Origin of the sequence: Micromonospora humida, assembly GCF_016901255.1 — a bacterium.
Taxonomy (GTDB): Bacteria; Actinomycetota; Actinomycetes; order Mycobacteriales; family Micromonosporaceae; genus Micromonospora; species Micromonospora wenchangensis.
The window spans coordinates 559,539-577,847 of the sequence record NZ_JAFEUC010000003.1; the positions used below are offsets into that span (position 1 = coordinate 559,539).

Sequence of the window (18,309 nt, forward strand, 5' to 3'; positions counted from 1 at the left end):
GGTGAATTTTCGTCAGGCCGGTCGCCGGGCCAGCACCAGGGTGGTCCGCAGGTCGAGGGTGACGGTGCCGCCGAAGCCGTCGACGGCGGCCCCGATCGCCGCGAGGACCCGCTCCCGCTGCTGCGGTGGGCGGCGCAGCTGCGGCGAGAAGGTGCCGACGAGGCGCTGGTACCGCGCCGTGGTCAGCGGCACCGACCGGCGGAACGCCGACGACCGGACGTCGGTGAACAGCCCGCTGCCGGTGATGTCGGCGTGGAACCAGTCCTCCGGCTGGTCGTGGTGCGGCACCGGGTCGACCGACTCGAACGCCGCCCGGATCGCCGCCGAGTGGGCCGTGTCGACGTAGTCGTACCGGTGGGCGAAGACGGCCAGGGTGCCGCCGGGGGTCAGCGCGTCGTGGGCCCGCCGGTCGCGGGTGGCCGGATCGAGCCAGTGCCAGGCCAACGCGCAGGCCAGCAGGGGCACCCCGGCCGTCGGCGGCGACCACTGCTCGAACCGGGCGACCACCACCTCGACGTCGGGGAACCGGGCGGCCAGCACCGCCGCCATCCGCGCGTCCGGCTCGACGCAGGTCACCCGCGCCGGGACGGTGCCGGCCGCCGCCGGACGCGGGTGGGACGGCCCGTCGGCGTGGGCGAGGTCACGCAGCAGCGCGGTGGCCAGGCCGGTGCCCGCGCCGACCTCGACCAGCCGGGCGGGGGGCCCACCGTGATAGGCGAGGATGGTGTCGGCGAGGGCGGCCGGATAGCCCGGTCGGACCTCGTCGTAGTCGTCCGCCACCTCACCGAAGAGCTCCACCATGATCGCCATCGTCGCACCGCCGCCGCCCCGGCGGTGCCCCGTCGAGGGAGGCCCATGACCGAACTGCCCCGGGACCTGCCGGTGATCGAACGCACCGCCGTGCGGCTGGTGGTCCGCGACACCGACGGCCTGATCCTGCTGTTCCACACCCGCGACCCGGAACACCCCCGGCTGGGCACCTGGTGGGAGCTGCCCGGCGGGGGCGTCGACCCCGGTGAGACGTACCCGCAGACCGCCCTGCGGGAACTGCGCGAGGAGACCGGCTTCGTGGTCACCGCCGCGCAGCTCGGCCCGCCGACCTGGCGACGGCGGGCCAGTTTCATCCACCGCCGGTTGCGCCACGTCCAGGACGAGGTGGTGCTGACCGTACGCCTCGACGCCGCCGCGCCGGACGTCGACGGCGCGGACCGCCTCGACTACGAGGTGGAGGACTACTTCGGGTTCCGCTGGTGGCCGGTCGAGGAGATCGTGACCAGCACCGCCCGGTTCTACCCGGGTCGGCTGCCCGCGCTGCTCACCGCGTTCCTGGCCGGCGAGCAGATCGACGAACCGTTCGAACTCTGGTCCTGACCGGGGTGCCACCGGCCCGCGCGGTGGGCACAGTGGAGGGCATGACGACGATCCCGTACGACCCGCTGACCCGGTACGCCGCCCGGCTGCACGCCGACCTCGGCGACCGGCACCACGTCGCCTCCCCGCTCGGGGCCTGGCTGCTGCTGGCGCTCGCCGCGCCGGCCGCCACCGGCGCGGTCCGGGACGAACTGGCCGAGGTGCTCGGTGTCGACGGGGAGACCGCGGCGGCGGCCGCCACCGCGCTGCTGGACCGGCCGCACCCGCTCGTGCCGTCGGCCACCGCCGTCTGGCACCGGCCCGGCACCGACCCCGACCGGCTGGCCGGCTGGTGGGACGGGCTGCCCCGGAGCACCGCCACCGGCCCGCTGCCCGACCGGGCGGGCCTGGACGCCTGGGCCCGTGAGCACACCCTCGGGCTGGTCGACCGGTTCCCGCTGACCGTCTCCCCCCGGGTGCTGCTGGCGCTGGCGAGTGCCCTGGCCACCCGGATCTCCTGGGCCACCCCGTTCGACCTGGTGTCCGGCGCGGCGCTCGGCCCCGACGACCCGCACGACGCGAGCCGACCGGACGACGGACCCGCCCACCCGCCGGGCGCGGGGCACGGACCGGACCAGGGACGGGGGCCGGACCAGGGACGGGGGCCGGACCAGGGACGGGGGCCGGACCAGGGACGGGGGCCGGACCAGGGACGGGGGCCGGACCAGGGACGGGGGCCGGACCAGGAGCACGGGTCGGGCGGCGGCTGGGCGGGGCGGCTGTCCCGCGTGTTGCGCAGCCCGGAACACGGGCACCGGGCCTGGATCGCGGCCACCGGCCCGGCCGGCGACGTCGCCGTGCACGCCGCTGCGGCGGTGGAGCGCGACGGGGCCGGGCTGGTGGTGCTCTCGGTGCTCGCCGACCCGGCGGTCCCTGCGGCCGACGTGCTCGCCGCCGGCTACGCGCTGGCCGGTGCGGCGGTGGACGGCGAGCCGGCCCGCCGGTCGCTGTTCGACCTGCCGCTGGGCCCGGGTCCCCTCGGCACGCTGCGCGAGGAGCCGGTGCGCACCGCCGCCCGAGGCGGCCGGGAGGAACGCCACCGGGCGGTGCTGCCCTGCTGGTCGGCCCACGACGAGCACGACCTGACCGCCCCCGGGCTGGGGTTCGCGGCGGTGGGGCGGGCGCTGGGTGGGCTGCTCGGCGTCGACGTGGGCGTCGAGGCCCGGCAGGCGACGGTGGCGCAGTACGGCCGGTACGGCTTCGAGGCCACCGCCGTGACCGGGGCGTTCGCCCTGACCAGCCTTCCGCCGGAGGGCGTACGCCGTAGCGCCGAGTTGCGGTTCGGGCACCCGTACGCGGTGCTGGCGGTGGCCACCGACCGCCGGGGCGGCGAACCCGGGCCGTGGCACGGGCTGCCGGTCTTCTCCGCCTGGGTGGCCGAGCCCCGGGAACCGGTGGACACCGACCTCGTCGACCCGGTCGAGTCCTGGTGACCGGGGTCGACCGGCCCTGACCGGCGTCGCGCTGCCGAGGTCCGGCGGCGGCGACCAGGCCCGACCGCGACGTTCGCCCCCGAGGCGGCACCGTCCCCGGGGGACCCGCCGCGGTCGGGGGTCCCGCGCTCGCGCGGGCACGACGGGTGTCGCCGTGCCCGCGCGGGTGTTCAGCCGGCCACCGACGCCGGCTCCGGGCGGGCCTTCGCCCGCTCGGCGAGCCGCCGCTGCCGCTCCTGCGCCCCGATCAGGTCGTCGGGGAGCGAGTCGGGCACCTCGACGTCGAACCGGCGCAGCATCCGGATCGCGAACCCGCCGAGCGTGATCAGCACCAGGGCCAGCCCGAAGCAGACGTACGCGAAGCCGATGCCCCGACCCGGACCGGTGCCGATCACCGCGCCCACCGAACCGGCGAGCGTCCCGCCGTCGGCGAGCATCGGCTCGAACAGCGCGGTCGCGCCCGGGGCGAGCAGCGCGAAGCCGATCGGCAGGGTCGACCAGGAGATCGTCTGGTTCAGGCTGAACACCCGGCCGTGGAACCGCTGCGGCACCTTCACCTGGACGATCGTGGCGTAGATCGACTGGGCGGTGGTCATCGCCATGGCCAGCCAGAACGCCCCGAAGGCGATCATGACGACGGAGGCGTCCAGGCCGATCAGCACACAGCCGACGGCGGTGCCCAGGTTGCCGATCAGCACCCCGATCATCCGCCGCTGCCGGGGCCCGCCCCACAGCGACATCAGCACGCCGCCGGCCACCGCGCCGATCGCCTCGGCCAGCGCCACCTGCGCCACCTGGGTGGCGGTGCCGAACGACAGCACCAGCGGGGTGGTGAGCACCAGCGCCGGGGCGAGGAAGACGTTGCCCAGCGCGAAGTAGCCGAGCATCAGCCGGAAGCCCTTGTGCCGCCACGAGTAGCGCAGGCCGTTGGCGATCGCCACCAGCAGCCGTTCCCGGGGCCGCCAACCGAGCAGGTCGGGGAAGCGGACCACGGCCAGCGTCAGCACCGCCACCAGGTAGCTCGCCACGTCGATCAGCAGGATGCCCTTGAGGCCGATCGCGGCGAGCAGACCGGCCGCGAAGACCGGCATCAGGAGCATCGCGAAACCGCTGGAGAGCTGGGTGATGCCCATCGCGTGCCCCAGGTAGCGCTTCGGCACCAACTGCGGCACCGCCGACTGGAAGGCGATCCGCTGGAACGACCCGGCCACCTGGCTCAGCGCCACCAGCCCGTAGATGTGCCACAGGGCGAGGTTGTCGGTCCAGAGCAGGGCGGCCAGCACGAGCTGGATGGAGCCCGACACGCAGCTCGCGATCATCATGATCCGTCGCCTGCTGACCCGGTCGGTGAGCGCGCCGGCCACCGGTAGCATCAGCACCCCGCAGATCAGCGCCAACGCCCACAGCAGGCCCAGGTCGGCCACCGACCCGGTCCGGGTGAACAGCCAGATCGGCAGGGCGAACGCGGTCAGCGCCGAGCCGGTGGTGGAGACGAGCTGCCCGGCGGTGACCGCGACGAAGCGGGCCATGCTCGGCTTCACCACCGCCGGGGCCGGCCGGTCGGCGTCGCCGACGCGCAGGTGGTCGGCGACCACCCAGCCGGCGTCCTCACCCCGGGCCGCCGGGCCGAGCGCCGTCACGTCCCCGGCCCGCACGGCCGGGTGCACCTGGGTGACGATCTCGGCCAGCTCGTCGGCCCGGTACTTGAGGAAGAAGTGCCCGGCCTGGTCGAGCACCACCAGGCCGAGGGTGTCGCTGAGGAACTGCCACTCCGCGTACCGCTCGGAGTGGTAGTCGGTCACCGGGTCCTCGGAGCCGACCACCGAGACGATCGGCGCACGCAGCTTCGCCGCGCCCCGGTCGAGCAGCCCGGTGAAGTACTCCTCCGACGCGCGGGAGTCGGCCCGCATGTTGCTGATGATCCGGTCGGCCTGCTCCGGCTCCAGCTCGTCGGTGTCCACCCCCATGCTCTTGAGCCAGCTCGCGTAGTGCCGGTTGCTGCTCAACTGCTCCAGCCGGTTACGCAACGCCGCGAAGGCGCCCTTCGGCCGGGCGAACGGGAACATCGCCCCGATGTAGACGACCTCCAGCTCCCGCCCGGCCGCCTCCACCTTGCGGGCCACCTCGGCGATGATCGCGCTGCCGACCCCGCAGTGACCGTAGAGGGCCAGCGGACCCTCGATCCGCTCCACGATCTCGTCGGCCACCCGGCTGGTCAGCTCGTCGAACGGCAGGGCGTCCTCGGTCAGCCCGACGTCGTGGCCGGGGATGGCCAGCGACCACAGCGCGTGCCCGGCGGGCAGCGCATCGGCCAGCGGCTGGTAGACGATGGCGCTGCCGCCACCGTACGGGACGCAGACGTAGCTGAGCACCCGCTTGCCGGCCGGGATCGGCTTGGTCAGCTCGTAGAGCAGCCGACGCGGGCCGGCCGCCTCGGCGTCACCGGTCATGAACGCGGCCAGCTCGCGGATGGTGCGCTGCTGGAACAGGTCCATCACGCCGACCGCCCGGCCGCCGTGCTCGGCCCGGCGGATCTTCGCCACCACCTGGGTGGCGAGCATCGAGTGCCCGCCCAGGTCGAAGAAGTCGTCGTCGATGCCGAGCGTCGGCACGCCCAGCACCTCCGACCAGATCCCGGCGAGCAACCGCTCGGTGTCGTCGCGCGGCTCCACCAGGGCCACCGACGCCTCGCGGGTGACCACCGGCGCGGGCAGCGCCTTGCGGTCGAGCTTGCCGTTCGGGGTCAGCGGCAACGCGTCCAGGGTGACGAACGCGGCCGGCACCATGTACTCCGGCAGGGTCTCCTTCAGCGCCGTCTTCAGCGCGGCGTGCTCGGCCGCGCCCACCAGGTAGGCGGTGAGCCGCTTGTCGCCGGGGCTGTCCTCGCGGACGATCACCGCCGCCTCGGCCACCCCGGGCTGCTCGCGCAGGGCGCTCTCGATCTCACCCAGCTCGATGCGCAGGCCGCGCAGCTTGACCTGGTGGTCGATCCGGCCCAGGAACTCGATCACCCCGGCCGGGTCCGCCCCCGTCGTCGTCCCCGCCGGGTCGGGCACCCAACGGGCCAGGTCACCGGTGCGGTACAGCCGGGCGCCCGGCTCACCGGAGAACGGGTCCGGCACGAAGCGTTCGGCGGTCAGCGCCGGCCGCAGGTGGTAGCCACGGGCCAACCCCACCCCGCCGATGTGCAGCTCACCGGCCACCCCGACCGGGCACTCCCGACCGGCCGGGTCGAGCACGTGCAGCCGCAGGTTGGCGATCGGTCCACCGATCGGCACGCCGCTCAGCCCGGCCAGCAGCGCCGGGTCGCAGTGCCAGGCGCTGACGTCGATCGCCGCCTCGGTCGGGCCGTACAGGTTGTGCAGTGCGCAGTGCGGCAGCCGGGCGGTGAAGTCGACCGCCGAGGCCAGCGGCAGCTCCTCGCCGGAGCAGATCACCCGCCGCAGCGCGGTGGCCGCCTCCACCCCCTCCTCGGCCAGGAACACCGTCAGCATCGACGGGACGAAGTGGGCGGTGGTGACCCGCTCGGCCACCAGCACGTCGCGCAGGTAGCCGGCGTCCTTGTGGCCGCCGGGCTTGGCCAGCACCAGCCGGGCACCGGTACGCAGCGGCCAGAAGAACTCCCACACCGACACGTCGAAGCTGGCCGGGGTCTTCTGCAGCACCGCGTCGTCGGCGTCGAGCCGGTAGGTCTTCTGCATCCAGTCGAGCCGGTTGACGATGCCCCGGTGGGTGTTCGGCACCCCCTTCGGGCGACCCGTCGACCCGGAGGTGTAGATCACGTACGCCAGGTGTTCCGGGCCGGCCAGCGGGGTCGGGTCGGTGGTGGGCTGGTCGGCCCAGACCGCCGGGTCGTCCAGGGCCAGCACCGTCGCCTCGACCGTCGGCAGGACGTCGCGCAGGCTCTCCTGCACCAGCACCACCGGTGCGGCGGCGTCGGTCAGCATGAAGGCCAACCGGTCGGCCGGGTACTCCGGGTCCAGCGGCAGGTACGCCCCACCGGCCTTGAGCACCCCGAGCAGGCCGGCGACCAGCTCCACGGAGCGTTCCGCGCAGACTCCGACCAGGGTCTCCGGGCCGACACCGGCCGCCCGCAGCCGGTGCGCCACCCGGTTCGCCGCAGCGTTGAGCTGCGCGTACGTCGTCGAGACGCCCTCGATGGTGACCGCCACCGCGTCCGGGGTCGCCGCCGCTGCCGCCTCGATCGGGCCGTGCAGCGTCTCGGCGGCCGGGAAGTCGGCGGTGGTGTCGTTCCAGGACGCCAGCAGCGCCCGCTCCCCGGCGGGGAGCAGGTCCAGCGCCGAGACCGCCACGTCCGGGGTGGCCACGACCGCGCGCAGCAGGGCGCACCAGCGGTCGGCCATCCGGGTCACCGTGTCCCGGTCGAACAGGTCGGTGTTGAAGACCAGCTTGCCCCAGAGCCCGTCGACGGTCTCCACGGCGTGCAGCTCGAAGTCGAACCGGGTGGCCCGCAGCTCCATCGGGGTCCAGTCGAACGTCACGTCGGTGGCGTCGGAGACCCCGGTGAACCGGCCCATCTCGTAGTTCTGCAGCACGAACATCGCCTGGAACACCGGCGAGCGGCTGACGTCGCGGGGCAGGCCCAGTTCGTGGACCACCTTCGCGAACGGCACCTCGGCGTGCTCGAAGCCGTCCAGCACGCTGCGCCGGGTGCGTTCCAGCAGCTCGGTGAAGGTCGGGTCACCGGCCAGCTCGGCGCGCAACGGCAGCATGTTGATGAACATGCCGACGATGTTCTCCAGCTCCGGGGCGGACCGGCCGGCCACCGACGCGCCGACCGCGAAGTCCTCCTGGCCGGCGTGCCGGGCCAGGAAGACCTGGTAGGCGGCGAGCAGCGTCATGAACAGGGTGCCGCCGGACTCCCGGGTCAGCGCCGTCAGGCGTCCCGTCTCCGCCGGGTCGAGCCGGAACTCGACGAAGTCGCCCCGGTAGGTCTGGGTGGCCGGGCGGGGCCGGTCCAGCGGCAGCTCCAGCGGGGTGATCCCGGCCAGCCGGGACTTCCACCAGTCCAGGTGCGACCGGGCCGCCGGGCCGCCAAGCTCCTGCGCCTCCCAGACGGCGAAGTCGCCGTACTGCACCGGCAGGGTGGGCAGCTCGCCGCCCCGGTAGGCGGTGATCAGGTCGCGCAGCAGCACGTCGACCGACCAGCCGTCACCGACGATGTGGTGCTTGCTGAGGAACAGCACGTGGTCGTCGGCGGCCAGCCGGATCAGCAACGCCCGCAGCAGCGGCCCGGCCGCCAGGTCGAACGGCGCGCGCGAGGCCGCCTCCACCAGTTCCTGCGCGGCCCGCTCGTCCGGGGCGTCGACCACGGTCAACGGCACCTCGACCGCGTCGGCGATCACCACGGTCGGCTTGCCGTCGGCGTCGGCGGGGAACCGGCTGCGCAGCGACTCGTGCCGGGCGGTCAGCGCGGTCAGGGCGGCGCGCAGCGCCGTGACGTCGAGCGGGCCGCGCACCCGCAACGGCACCGCGATGTGGTACGCCGCCTCGCCCGGCGCGAGCTGATCCATGAACCAGACCCGCTCCTGGGCGTACGACAGCGGCACCTCGACGCCCTCGGGCCGCGGCGTGATGCGGGCGGCGGGGGTGGCCTGCCGTCGGCGCAACCGTTGGGCGATCAACGCCGCCCGGGCGGCCTCCCGGGAATCCTTCAGGTCCGTCATGCGGGGGTGTCCTTCTCCGCCGCCAGCAACGCGGCGACCTCGGTCTCGGAAAGGTCGTCCAGTTCGGCGGCGATCTGCGCCTCGATCTGGGCGGCCAGGTCGGCCACCACGGGGCTGCCGAACAGCGCCCGCATCGGCAGGTCGACGTCCACCTCGGCCCGGATCCGGGCCATCGCCCGCATGCCGCGCAACGAGTTGCCGCCGAGGGCGAAGAAGTCATCGAGCGCGCCGACCTTCTCCACCTGGAGGATGTCGGCGTACACCTCGGCGACCAGGGTCTCGGCGTCGGTGCGGGGCGGGACGTAGCCGTCGCCGGCCACGGACTCCGGCGGTGCGGGCAGCGCGGCCCGGTCCAGCTTGCCGTTCGGGGTCAACGGCAACGCGTCGAGCCGGACGAACGCGGCCGGCACCAGGTGCGCCGGCAGCTCCCGGGCCAGCTCGGCGGCGAGGTGCGCCTCCTCGGCGGTGCCGACGTGGTAACCGACCAGGGTCGGCTCCCCCGAGTCGGTGCGCACGGCCACCGCCGCCTGGTGCACTTCGGGGTGCTCCCGCATCGCCGCCTCGATCTCGCCCAGCTCGATGCGCATCCCCCGCACCTTCACCTGGTCGTCGCGGCGACCCAGGTAGTCCAGGGTGCCGTCGGCCCGCCACCGGGCCAGGTCACCGGTGCGGTACATCCGCTGCCCCGGCGGGCCGTACGGGCAGGGCAGGAACCGCTCGGCGGTCAGGCCGGGCCGGCCCAGGTAGCCCCGGGCGAGCTGGTCGCCGGCGACGTACAGCTCACCGACCACCCCCGGCGGGACCGGCTGGAACGCGGCGTCGAGCAGGTACACCCGGCTGGTGGCGGTGGGCCGGCCGATCGACACCGGGCCGGCGGGCACCGGCTGCCCGGGGGCGAGCCGGGCGGCGACACAGCCGACGGTGGCCTCGGTGGGGCCGTACTCGTTGACCACCGCCGCCTCCGGGTGCGCGGCCCGCCAGTCGGCGAGCTGCTCCCCGGTGAGCGCCTCGCCGCCGATCACCATGTCGGTGGTGGGCGACAGCGCCTCCTCCAGCAGCGGCAGGTGGCTCGGGGTGACCTTGAGGAACGTCGGCCGTCCACCCACCCGGGCCGCCGGGGAGTCGATCCCGGCCAGCCGGACGGTGCCCCCGGCGGTGAGCGGGCCGAGCAGCCCGGTCACCGTCAGGTCGAACGAGACAGGCGAGTGCAGCAGGGCGGTGCCGGACAGCCCCGGGTAGGTGTCCCGGGCCCAGGCCAGGTACGCGACGATCGCCCGGTGCTCCACCACCACGCCCTTGGGGCGGCCGGTCGAGCCGGAGGTGTAGAGCACGTAGCCGGGGTGCTCCGGGCGCAACGGGGCGATCCGGTCGGCGTCGGTGAGGTCCGCCCCGTCGGCGTCGTCGGCGGGCCCGGCCGCACCGTCGACCAGCAGCGCGTCTCCCGGCACCAGGGTGGCGGTCTCCGCCACGGCCAGCACCAGCGCCGGCGCGGCGTCGGCGAGCAGGTAGCCGATCCGGCCCGCCGGATAGCCGGTGTCCACCGGCACGTACGCGCCCCCCGCCTTGAGCACGGCGAGGATCGCCACCAGCAGCTCCGGGCCGCGCGGCAGGGCCAACGCCACCCGGGACTCCGGGCCGACACCCCGGCCCACCAGCACCCGGGCCAGCCGGTTCGCGGCGGCGTTGAGCTGCGCGTACGTCAGCGTGACGTCCTCGCAGACCAGCGCGGTGGCGGCCGGGGTGGCCGCCACCTGCCGCTGCACCTCGTCGACGACCGTGGCCGACGGTCCGGCCGTGGCCGTCCCGGCCCAGCCGCCGAGCACCAGGTCCCGTTCGGCGTCGGCGAGCAGCGGCAGCGCGGAGACCGGCTGGCGCGGGTCGGCCACCGCCGCGTCGAGCAGCCGGACGTAGCGGGCCACGACCGCCTCGGCGGTGGACCTGTCGAACAGGTCGGTCCGGTAGACCAGCCGGCTCTCGCCGGTGGTGATGTCGAAGGCCAGGTCGTCCTTGGTGGTGCCCAGCTCCACCGGGTCCAGCCCCGAGTCGGGGATGAAGTTCAGCGCGGTCTGGAAGATCGGCTGCACCGACGGGTCCCGCTCCGGGGCGACCGCCTCGACGATCGCCTGGAACGGGGTCTGCCCGTGCTCCAGGGCGTCGACCAGCCCGTCGCGGACCCGGCCGAGCAGGTCGGTGAAGCGCGGGTCGCCGCCGACGTCGCAGCGCAGCGCCACCGGATTGACGAACATGCCGATCAGCGGGGTCAGCTCGGCGGTCTCCCGGCCGGCGGTGGAGACCCCGACCACCACGTCGGTGTCGCCGGAGATCCGCGACAACAGCGCCGCGAAACCGGCAAGCAGCACCATGTACGGGGTGACCGCCGACCCGGCGGCCAGCCGGCCGATCCGGTCGAGCAGCCCGTCGGGCAGGTCGAAACGCACCTCGTCACCGGCGAAACCGAGCTGCGCGGGGCGGGGCCGGTCCAGCGGCAGGCCGGTGGCCTTCGGGGCGCCGGCCAGGTGAGAGGTCCAGAAGGCGAGCTGCCGGTCCCGTTCCGCGCCGGTGAGCTGGTCGCGTTGCCACACCGCGAAGTCGGCGTACTGGATGGGCAGCTCCGGCACGGCGGCCGGCGCGCCGGTCGACGCGGCCCGCGCGAACGCGGCGATCTCGGCGCCGAACAGCACCGCCGAGTGGCTGTCGAAGACGGCGTGGTGCACCACCAGCAGCAGCGTCCACCCGTCGTCGAAGCGGATCAGCCGGGCCCGCCACAGCGGCGGCGCGTCCAACGGGATCGGGGTCCGGGCCAGCTCGGCGCGCAGCGCGTCGGACCGCCGCAGCCGCTCCGGATCGGGCAACCCGCGCAGGTCGTCGACCGGCAGCCGGGGCGGCTCGTGCTCCCGGACCACCTGCACCAGGGTGCCGTCGTCGACCCGCAGGTGGGTGCGCAGCGCCTCGTGCCGGGCGACGACCTGGCCGAACACCTCGGTCGCCGCCTCGGCGTCCAGGTCGGCGGGCAGCCGGCACGGCACCGACACGTTGTAGACCGGGGAGGACGGGTCGAGCTGGTTGGCGATCCAGACCCGTTCCTGGGCGAACGAGGCGGGGAAGGTCCACTCGCGGGTCATGCCGTCTGCTCCCGTACCGAACGCGGGCGCATGTCGGTCCAGACCTCGTCCACGTGGGCCAGGCACTCCTCGCGGCTGCCGGTGAAGCCCGCGTCGTGCCAGCCGGCGGGCAGGTCGCGGTCGGCCGCCCAGATCGAGTACTGCTCCTCGTCGTTGCGCACGACCAGGAATCGGGTGTCGGCCATCAGTTCGCTCCAGCGGTGTCGGGGGTGTGCGGTTCGGCCATCGCGACGGCGATCTTGCGGGGTCCGGTGAACGGCTCCCGTCCGTGCGCGGCGGTCATGTTGTCGACCACCAGCACGTCGTCGCGCCGGTAGTCGAAGCGGACGCTGGCGGCCCGGTACGCGGCCCGCAGGTGGTCCATCACGTCGGTGGGGATCTCGCCGCCGTCGCCGTAGTAGGTGTTCGCCGGCAGACCCTCGGGGCCGAACATCGAAAGCAGCCCCTCCTGGTAGTCCTTCGGCAGGGTGCTCAGGTGGAAGAAGGTGGCGTGGTTGAACCAGCGCGGGGTGTCCGAGCCGGGCCGGTGGTGCACCACGTCGCGCACCGCCCGGGTGCGCAGCCCGTCCCTGCCCACCCATTCCAGCTCGATCCGGTTCGCCGCCGCGTACGCCTGCACCTGCGCCCGGTCGTCGGTGCCGAAGACGTCCTGCCAGCGGGTGCCGAAGTCGGCGTGGAAGTTGCGCACCAGCAGCCAGCGCCGCCTGACGAACTCCTCGCGGACCGCCGGGTCGATCTCGGCGTACACCCGGCGCACGTCGGCCAGCGGGGTCGCGCCGAGGGTCTGCGGCGCGGTCAGGCAGTAGAAGAACAGCGTCAGCGGCCAGCGCGCCTGGTACGAGTTCTCGTTGTGCAGGAAGATCTCCTCGTCCGGCGGGTAGTCGGTCGAGGTGTAGACCTTCCCCTTGATGGCGTGCCGGGGCGAGGACCGCTCGGTGTAGGTCAGCGGTTCGCCGGAGAACGCCCGCACCACCGCGTCGAAGCCGTCCACCCCGCCCACGTCGAAGCCGCGGAACAACAGCCCGCCGTGCGCGACGAGGGTGGCGCGCAGCTCGGCCCGGCGGCGGTCGATCAGCTCGGTCAGGGCGGTGCCGTCGTTCTCGACGACGACCGGCAGCGTGGCGATCGTGTCGCTCATTGCGTGGTCTCCTGTTTTCTCGACGTCAGGCGCGGGGTAGCCGCGGGATGGCGGGGATGGTGGCCGGCGCGGCCGGTTCGTCGGCGGCGGCGGCCCGCAGCTGGGCGATGCGTTCGGCCAGACCGGCCACGGTCGGGGTCTCGAAGAGGCTGCGCATCGGCAGCCGGACCCCGGTCGCCTTGCGCATCGCGGCGATCAACTGCACCGCGACCAGCGAGTTGCCGCCGAGGGCGAAGAAGTCGTCGTCCACCCCGACCTCGGCCACCCCCAGCCCGTCCCGCCACACCCCGGCGATGGTGACCTCCAGCTCGGTCCGCGGGGCCGCCGAGCCGCCGCCGGTCGCCGTCGCGGCGGCGGTCGACGGCTCCGGGTCCTGCTCCAGGGCGTCGGTGGTGACCCGGGAGGCCCGCCGCCGGATGTCCGCCACCGTCCGGGTGGCGATCACCACCTGCGGGCCGAGGCCGGCGGTGAGGCTGCGCCGGAACGCCTCCGCGCCGTCGACCGGGCGGATGTCCTCGGTGAGCGCCCCGGCCGCCGGTTCTGCCGGGGCCGCGTCGGCGGTGCCGGTCAGCCCGCCGGTGACCGCGCCCTGGTCGACCCGGCGCAGCACGAAGTCGCCGATCGCGACGAGTTCCCGGCCCTCGGTGTCGGTCAGCGCCAGGTCGGCGGCGACCACCTCGTCGGTGGCGCTGGCCCGGTGCCGCAGGTGGCTGTGGAACACCGCAGGCAGCGGCCCGCGCACCACGATCCGCCCGTACGACAGCGGCAGGTAGGTGCCGTCGCCCTGCCCCCGGCCGAACGCGGTGGCCACGTCCAGCAACGCCGGGTGCAGCCCCCACGCCGGCAGGTCGGCCCGGACCGGCTCCGGGGCCTCGACCCGGGCGAGTTCCTCGCCGTCGCCGAGCCGGTGCTCGGCCAGCGACGCCCAGCGCGGGCCGAAGGTCAGCATGCTGGTACGGCCCCGACCGAACGAGGCGTCGTCGTCGACCCGCCGGCCGTCGACCACCGGCACCCGGGCCGGCGGGGCGGCCTCCACGGTCCAGCCGGCCGACCCGCGCACGTGGGTGCGGAGCTGGCCGGCGGCCAGGCTGCGGACGGCGAAGTCGACGCCGTCCTCGGCAGCGGTCAGCTCCACCCGGTACTGGGCGACGGTGCCCTGCGGCACCGCGAACGGCTCCAGGAACACCACGTCGCGCAGCTCCACCGCGGCCTGCGGCGCGGGGCACGGCACGGCGGCGACCACCGCGGCCCGCACCGCCTCCAGGTGGGCGGTGCCGGGCACCACCGGCACCCCGCCGATGCGGTGCTCGTCGAGCAGCCAGTGGGTGTCGGCGGAGACCAGCCCGTGCAGCACCGTCGACTCCGGGCCGACCACCTTCGTGGTGAGCACCGGGTGGTCCACCGGCGTGGTCACGGTGTCCCGGCCGGCGGCCCGGAACGCGGCCGGCGCGGCGGTCTCCACCGCCATGCCGACCTCCGCCCAGCCACCCCAGTTCTGCGACAGCACCGGGGCCCGGAAACCCGCGCCGGAGCGGGCGAACGCGTCGAGGAAGGCGTTCGCCGCGCAGTAGTCGACCTGACCGAAACCGCCGATCACCGACGTGATCGAGGAGCACAGCGCCACGAAGTCCAACGGCAGGTCACCGAAGACCTCGGCCAGGGCGAGGGTGCCGGTGAGCTTCGGGGCGAGCACCCGTTCGGCCTCGGCCCGCTCCTTCACCTCGGCCATCCCGCCGCCGGGCAGGCCGGCGGCGTGCACGATGCCGTCCAGCCCGCCGAACTCGGCCTCCACGGTGGCCCGGACCCGACGCAGGTCGGCCGGGTCGGTGACGTCGGCGGCGAGCACCAGCACCGTCGCGCCGGCCGCCTCCATCCGGCGGATCGCCGCGATGGCCCGGCCGGCCCGGTCCGCGCCGCCGTGCACCGCCAGGTGGTCGTCCCACCGCTCGCGCGGCGGCAGACCGGAGCGGGCCAGCAGCACCAGCTTCGCCCCCGCCCGCCGGGCGAAGTCCTCGGCGAGGGTGACGCCGATGCCGCCCAGGCCGCCTGTCACCAGGTACCGGCCGCCGTCGCGCAACGCCCCCGACCCGGTCTCGGCGGCGACGGTGACCTGCTCGTAGCCGGTCACCCAGCGGCGGGCGCCGCGCAGGGTCACCTCCGCCCGCTCCGGGTCGACCGGGCGGCGCAGCTCGGCGGCGAGCGCGTCGACCCCGTCGCCGGCCGGGTCGGCGTCGACCAGCCGGACGGCCAGGCCGGGCAGTTCGGCCGGCAGCACCCGGGCCAGGCCGGCGAGGGTGGCGTGCTCGGGGCGGACCAGGTCGACGCCGGTGACGTCGCCGACGCCCGCGGTGACCAGGTCGAGGGTGAGCGGCCGCTCCTCGGCGGTCGCCCCCGCCCCGGCGAGCGCCTGCACCAGGTGCAGGGCGTCGAAGAAGCCGCGCTGCTGGGCGTCCCAGGCGGCGGTCGGGTCGAGGCCGGCCGGCGTGCCATCCAGGGCGAAGGCGTGCACCAGCCGGGACGGCACGCCACCTGCGGTCAACGCCGCGACCAGCGCGTCGTGGTCCTCCCGGTGGCCGGGGCGCAGCCGGTACCCGTCGCCGGTCGCCGCGAACGCCGTGCCGGGGCGTACCACGACCGGGTCGTCGCCGGCGGCCCGCAGCGCGTCGACCAGCGCCTCGGCGCGCGGACCGGCGGCGAGCACCAGGCAGCGGCCGTCGGGCACCGTCGCCGGGTCGGCGGCGGCCTGCCGCCACACCGGCACCGCGAACCACCGCTGAAGCGGCTGCGGGCCGGCGTCGGCCGGGGCGTCGGGCAGCGCCGCCACCGGGTCCGGGTCGACCCAGTAGCGCAGCCGCTCGAACGGGTACGTGGGCAGCGGCACCCGTCGGGCGGCCGGATCGGCGTCGAGCCGCACCCCGATCCCGGCACACCACAGGGCGGCGGCGCTGGTGAGCACAGTGGCCAGGTCGCCGGTGGACTCGCCGGGGCCGGGCAGGCTACCCAGCGGGGTCAGCGCCCGCTGCGCCGGGGAGCCCTTGGCGACCTGCATCCGGGCCAGGTTGGCCAGTTGCCGGCCCGGACCGCACTCCAGCAGCGCCCAGGTGCCCGCCCCGAGCAGGGTCGCCACGCAGTCACCGAACCGCACCGGTTGGCGCAGGTGCGCCGCCCAGTACGCCGGGTCGGTGGCCTGTTCGGCGGTGATCCAGGTGCCTGTCACGTTGGACAGGAACGGGATGGCCGGCGCGTGCAGCGGCACCGTCGCCATCAGGGCGGTGAACTCGGCCAGGATCGGTTCCATCATCGGCGAGTGGAACGCGTGCGAGGTGCGCAGCGGCTTGCTCTTGCTCTTGCCGCCGAGGCTGTCGGCGAACGCGGCGACGGCGGCGCTCTCGCCGGCCACCACGCAGGTTCCGGGCCCGTTGACGGTGGCGATGGACAGCCCCTCGGGCAGCCGGGCGGCGACCTGCGACTCGTCGAGCGACACGGCCAGCATCGCCCCCGCCGGCAGCGACTGCATCAGCCGGCCCCGGGCGGCGACCACCCGCAGCGCGTCGGGCAGGGTCAGCACCCCGGCGACGGTGGCGGCGACGTACTCGCCGATCGAGTGGCCGATCATCGCCGCCGGGCGTACCCCGGCCCGCTGCCAGTGCAGCGCCAGGGCGTACTCGACGACGAACAGGGCCGGCTGGGTGTAGCGGGTCTCGGTGAGCTTCTCCGCCGCCTGCGGGTCCCGGCCGAGGATCAGGTCCCGCAGGTCCAGGCCCAGCTCGGGGCGGAGCAGCGCGGCGCACTCGTCGACGGTGGCGGCGAAGGCCGGCTCCTCGGCGTAGAGCTGCGCGCCCATCCCGGCGTACTGGGCGCCCTGGCCGGAGAAGAGGAACGCGGCGCGCGGTGCCGCGCCGTCGACCACCCCGGACTGGCGGCGGCGCGGGGTACGCAGCGCGGTCACCGCCTCGGCCAGGTCGGTGGCGACCACGGCCACCCGGTGCGGGTACTCCTGGCGGCCCACCCGCAGCGTGTGCGCGACGTCGGCCAGCAGCTCCGGCCCGCCGTCGCTGGTCGCCGCCAGGTGGTCGGCGAGCCGGGTGACGGCGCTGTCCAGCGCCGACGCGGTCTTCGCCGACACCGTCAGCAGGTGCGCCGGGCGGACCCGCCGGTCCGCGCGGTGCGCGGCCGGGGCCTCCTCGAGCACCACGTGGGCGTTGGTGCCGCCGATGCCGAACGAGCTGACCCCGGCCCGGCGCGGCCCGCCGTCGGTGTCCCACTTGGTCAGGGTGTTCGCCACGTAGAACGGGGTGTCGGCGAAGTCGATGCCCGGGTTCGGCGTCTCGTAGTTGATCGTCGGGGGGATCAGCCCGTGCTCCATCGCCAGCACCGTCTTGATCACGCTGACGATGCCGGACGGCTGGCTCAGGTGCCCGATGTTGGACTTCACCGAGCCGATGCCGCACCAGCCCCGCTCGTCGGTGTCCCGGGTGAACACCGCCGACAGGGCGGCCACCTCGATCGGGTCGCCCAGCGCGGTGCCGGTGCCGTGCGCCTCGACGTAGCTGATGCTGCGCGGGTCGATCCCGGCCATCCCGACCGCCTGGGCGATCGCCTCGACCTGCCCGTCGACGCTGGGGGCGGTGAAGCCGACCTTCCCGGCGCCGTCGTTGTTGATCGCGTTGCCCAGCACCACCGCGCGGATCGAGTCGCCGTCGGCGATCGCGTCGGAGAGCCGCTTGAGCAGGGTCACCCCGACGCCGCTGCCCCAGACCGTGCCGTTGGCCCCGGCGTCGAACGGCCGGCACCGGCCGTCGGGCGAGGTGAAGCCGTCCATGCCCAGGTAGCCGACGTGCGGCAGCTCCACGTTGACCCCGCCGGCCAGCGCCATGTCGCACTCGTGGTTACGCAGCGCCTCGCAGGCCAGGTGGAAGGCGACGAGTGAGGTCGAGCAGGCGGTGTGCACGGTCAGGCTCGGCCCGCGCAGGTCCAGCCGGTAGGACACGTTGGTCGCCACGTAGTTGGGCGAGTTGCCGGTGGCCAGCGAGACCGCGCCGTGCGGGTTGCCGCCGACCCGCTTGTTACGCAGCACGTACCGGTGCAGGTAGGTGTTGCCGCCGGTGCCGGCGTACACGCCTACCGCCCCGGGGTAGCGGGCCGGGTCGTAGCCGGCGTCCTGCAACGCGGTGTAGCAGCTCTCCAGGAACAGCCGGTGCTGCGGGTCGGTCACCTCCGCCTCGCGGCTGGTCATCCCGAACAGCCCGGCGTCGAAGGTGTCGTACCCGTCGATCAGCGGGGCCCGGCTCACCCAGCCCGGGTCGTCGACCTCGTCGGCGGTCGCACCCCGGGCGAGCTGCTCGTCGCGGCTCAGCTCGGTGACCGACTCGACGCCGTCGACCAGGTTGCGCCAGAACTCGCCGACGTCGGCGGCACCCGGCAGCCGGGCGGCGAGCCCGACGATGGCGATGGGTTCGATGCCGTCATCGGTGGGCGGCGCGGTGTCGATCTCGTTCTGCATCGGGGTCGTCCTTTGT

8 protein-coding genes are annotated in these 18,309 nt (G+C 74.9%); 2 read left to right on the top strand and 6 right to left on the bottom strand.

The window, feature by feature from the left end:
• Window positions 1-12 precede the first annotated feature (12 nt).
• The gene (locus tag JQX11_RS09545) at window positions 13-801 is read right to left on the bottom strand and encodes a class I SAM-dependent methyltransferase (RefSeq protein ID WP_204924604.1); all 789 of its coding nucleotides are present in this window, start codon (window positions 799-801) and stop codon (window positions 13-15) included.
• A 54-nt stretch (window positions 802-855) separates the two neighbouring features.
• On the opposite strand from JQX11_RS09545, the gene JQX11_RS09550 reads away from it, so the two are divergent.
• Both JQX11_RS09550 and JQX11_RS09555 read left to right on the top strand, forming a co-directional pair.
• A complete protein-coding gene (locus JQX11_RS09550; protein WP_204924605.1) occupies window positions 856-1,371 on the top strand; it encodes an NUDIX hydrolase in 516 nt (171 codons plus the stop codon).
• A 41-nt stretch (window positions 1,372-1,412) separates the two neighbouring features.
• Window positions 1,413-2,843 carry a hypothetical protein gene (locus tag JQX11_RS09555; protein ID WP_204924606.1) on the top strand — a complete coding sequence of 477 codons (1,431 nt, stop codon included), beginning with the start codon at window positions 1,413-1,415 and terminating at the stop codon, window positions 2,841-2,843.
• 170 nt (window positions 2,844-3,013) lie between these two features.
• Here JQX11_RS09555 and JQX11_RS09560 read toward each other — a convergent pair whose 3' ends face one another.
• The 5 genes from JQX11_RS09560 to JQX11_RS09580 are packed head-to-tail and all read right to left on the bottom strand — an operon-like array spanning window position 3,014 to window position 18,293.
• Window positions 3,014-8,530, bottom strand: a complete 5,517-nt coding sequence (locus JQX11_RS09560; protein ID WP_204924607.1) for a non-ribosomal peptide synthetase/MFS transporter — start codon at window positions 8,528-8,530, stop codon at window positions 3,014-3,016.
• Entirely contained in the window at window positions 8,527-11,652 is a 3,126-nt protein-coding gene (locus JQX11_RS09565) for a non-ribosomal peptide synthetase (protein WP_204924608.1), read from the bottom strand. The genes JQX11_RS09560 and JQX11_RS09565 overlap by 4 nt, the downstream gene beginning before the upstream one ends.
• The gene (locus JQX11_RS09570) at window positions 11,649-11,837 is read right to left on the bottom strand and encodes an MbtH family protein (protein ID WP_088646413.1); all 189 of its coding nucleotides are present in this window, start codon (window positions 11,835-11,837) and stop codon (window positions 11,649-11,651) included. Before JQX11_RS09570 ends, JQX11_RS09565 begins: the two co-directional genes overlap by 4 nt.
• Window positions 11,837-12,790: a TauD/TfdA family dioxygenase gene (locus tag JQX11_RS09575; protein ID WP_204924609.1), complete on the bottom strand. Its 954-nt coding sequence runs from the start codon at window positions 12,788-12,790 to the stop codon at window positions 11,837-11,839. Before JQX11_RS09575 ends, JQX11_RS09570 begins: the two co-directional genes overlap by 1 nt.
• Window positions 12,791-12,815: 25 nt before the next feature.
• Window positions 12,816-18,293, bottom strand: coding sequence for a type I polyketide synthase (locus tag JQX11_RS09580; RefSeq protein ID WP_204924610.1), 5,478 nt, complete (start codon window positions 18,291-18,293; stop codon window positions 12,816-12,818).
• Window positions 18,294-18,309 lie beyond the last annotated feature (16 nt).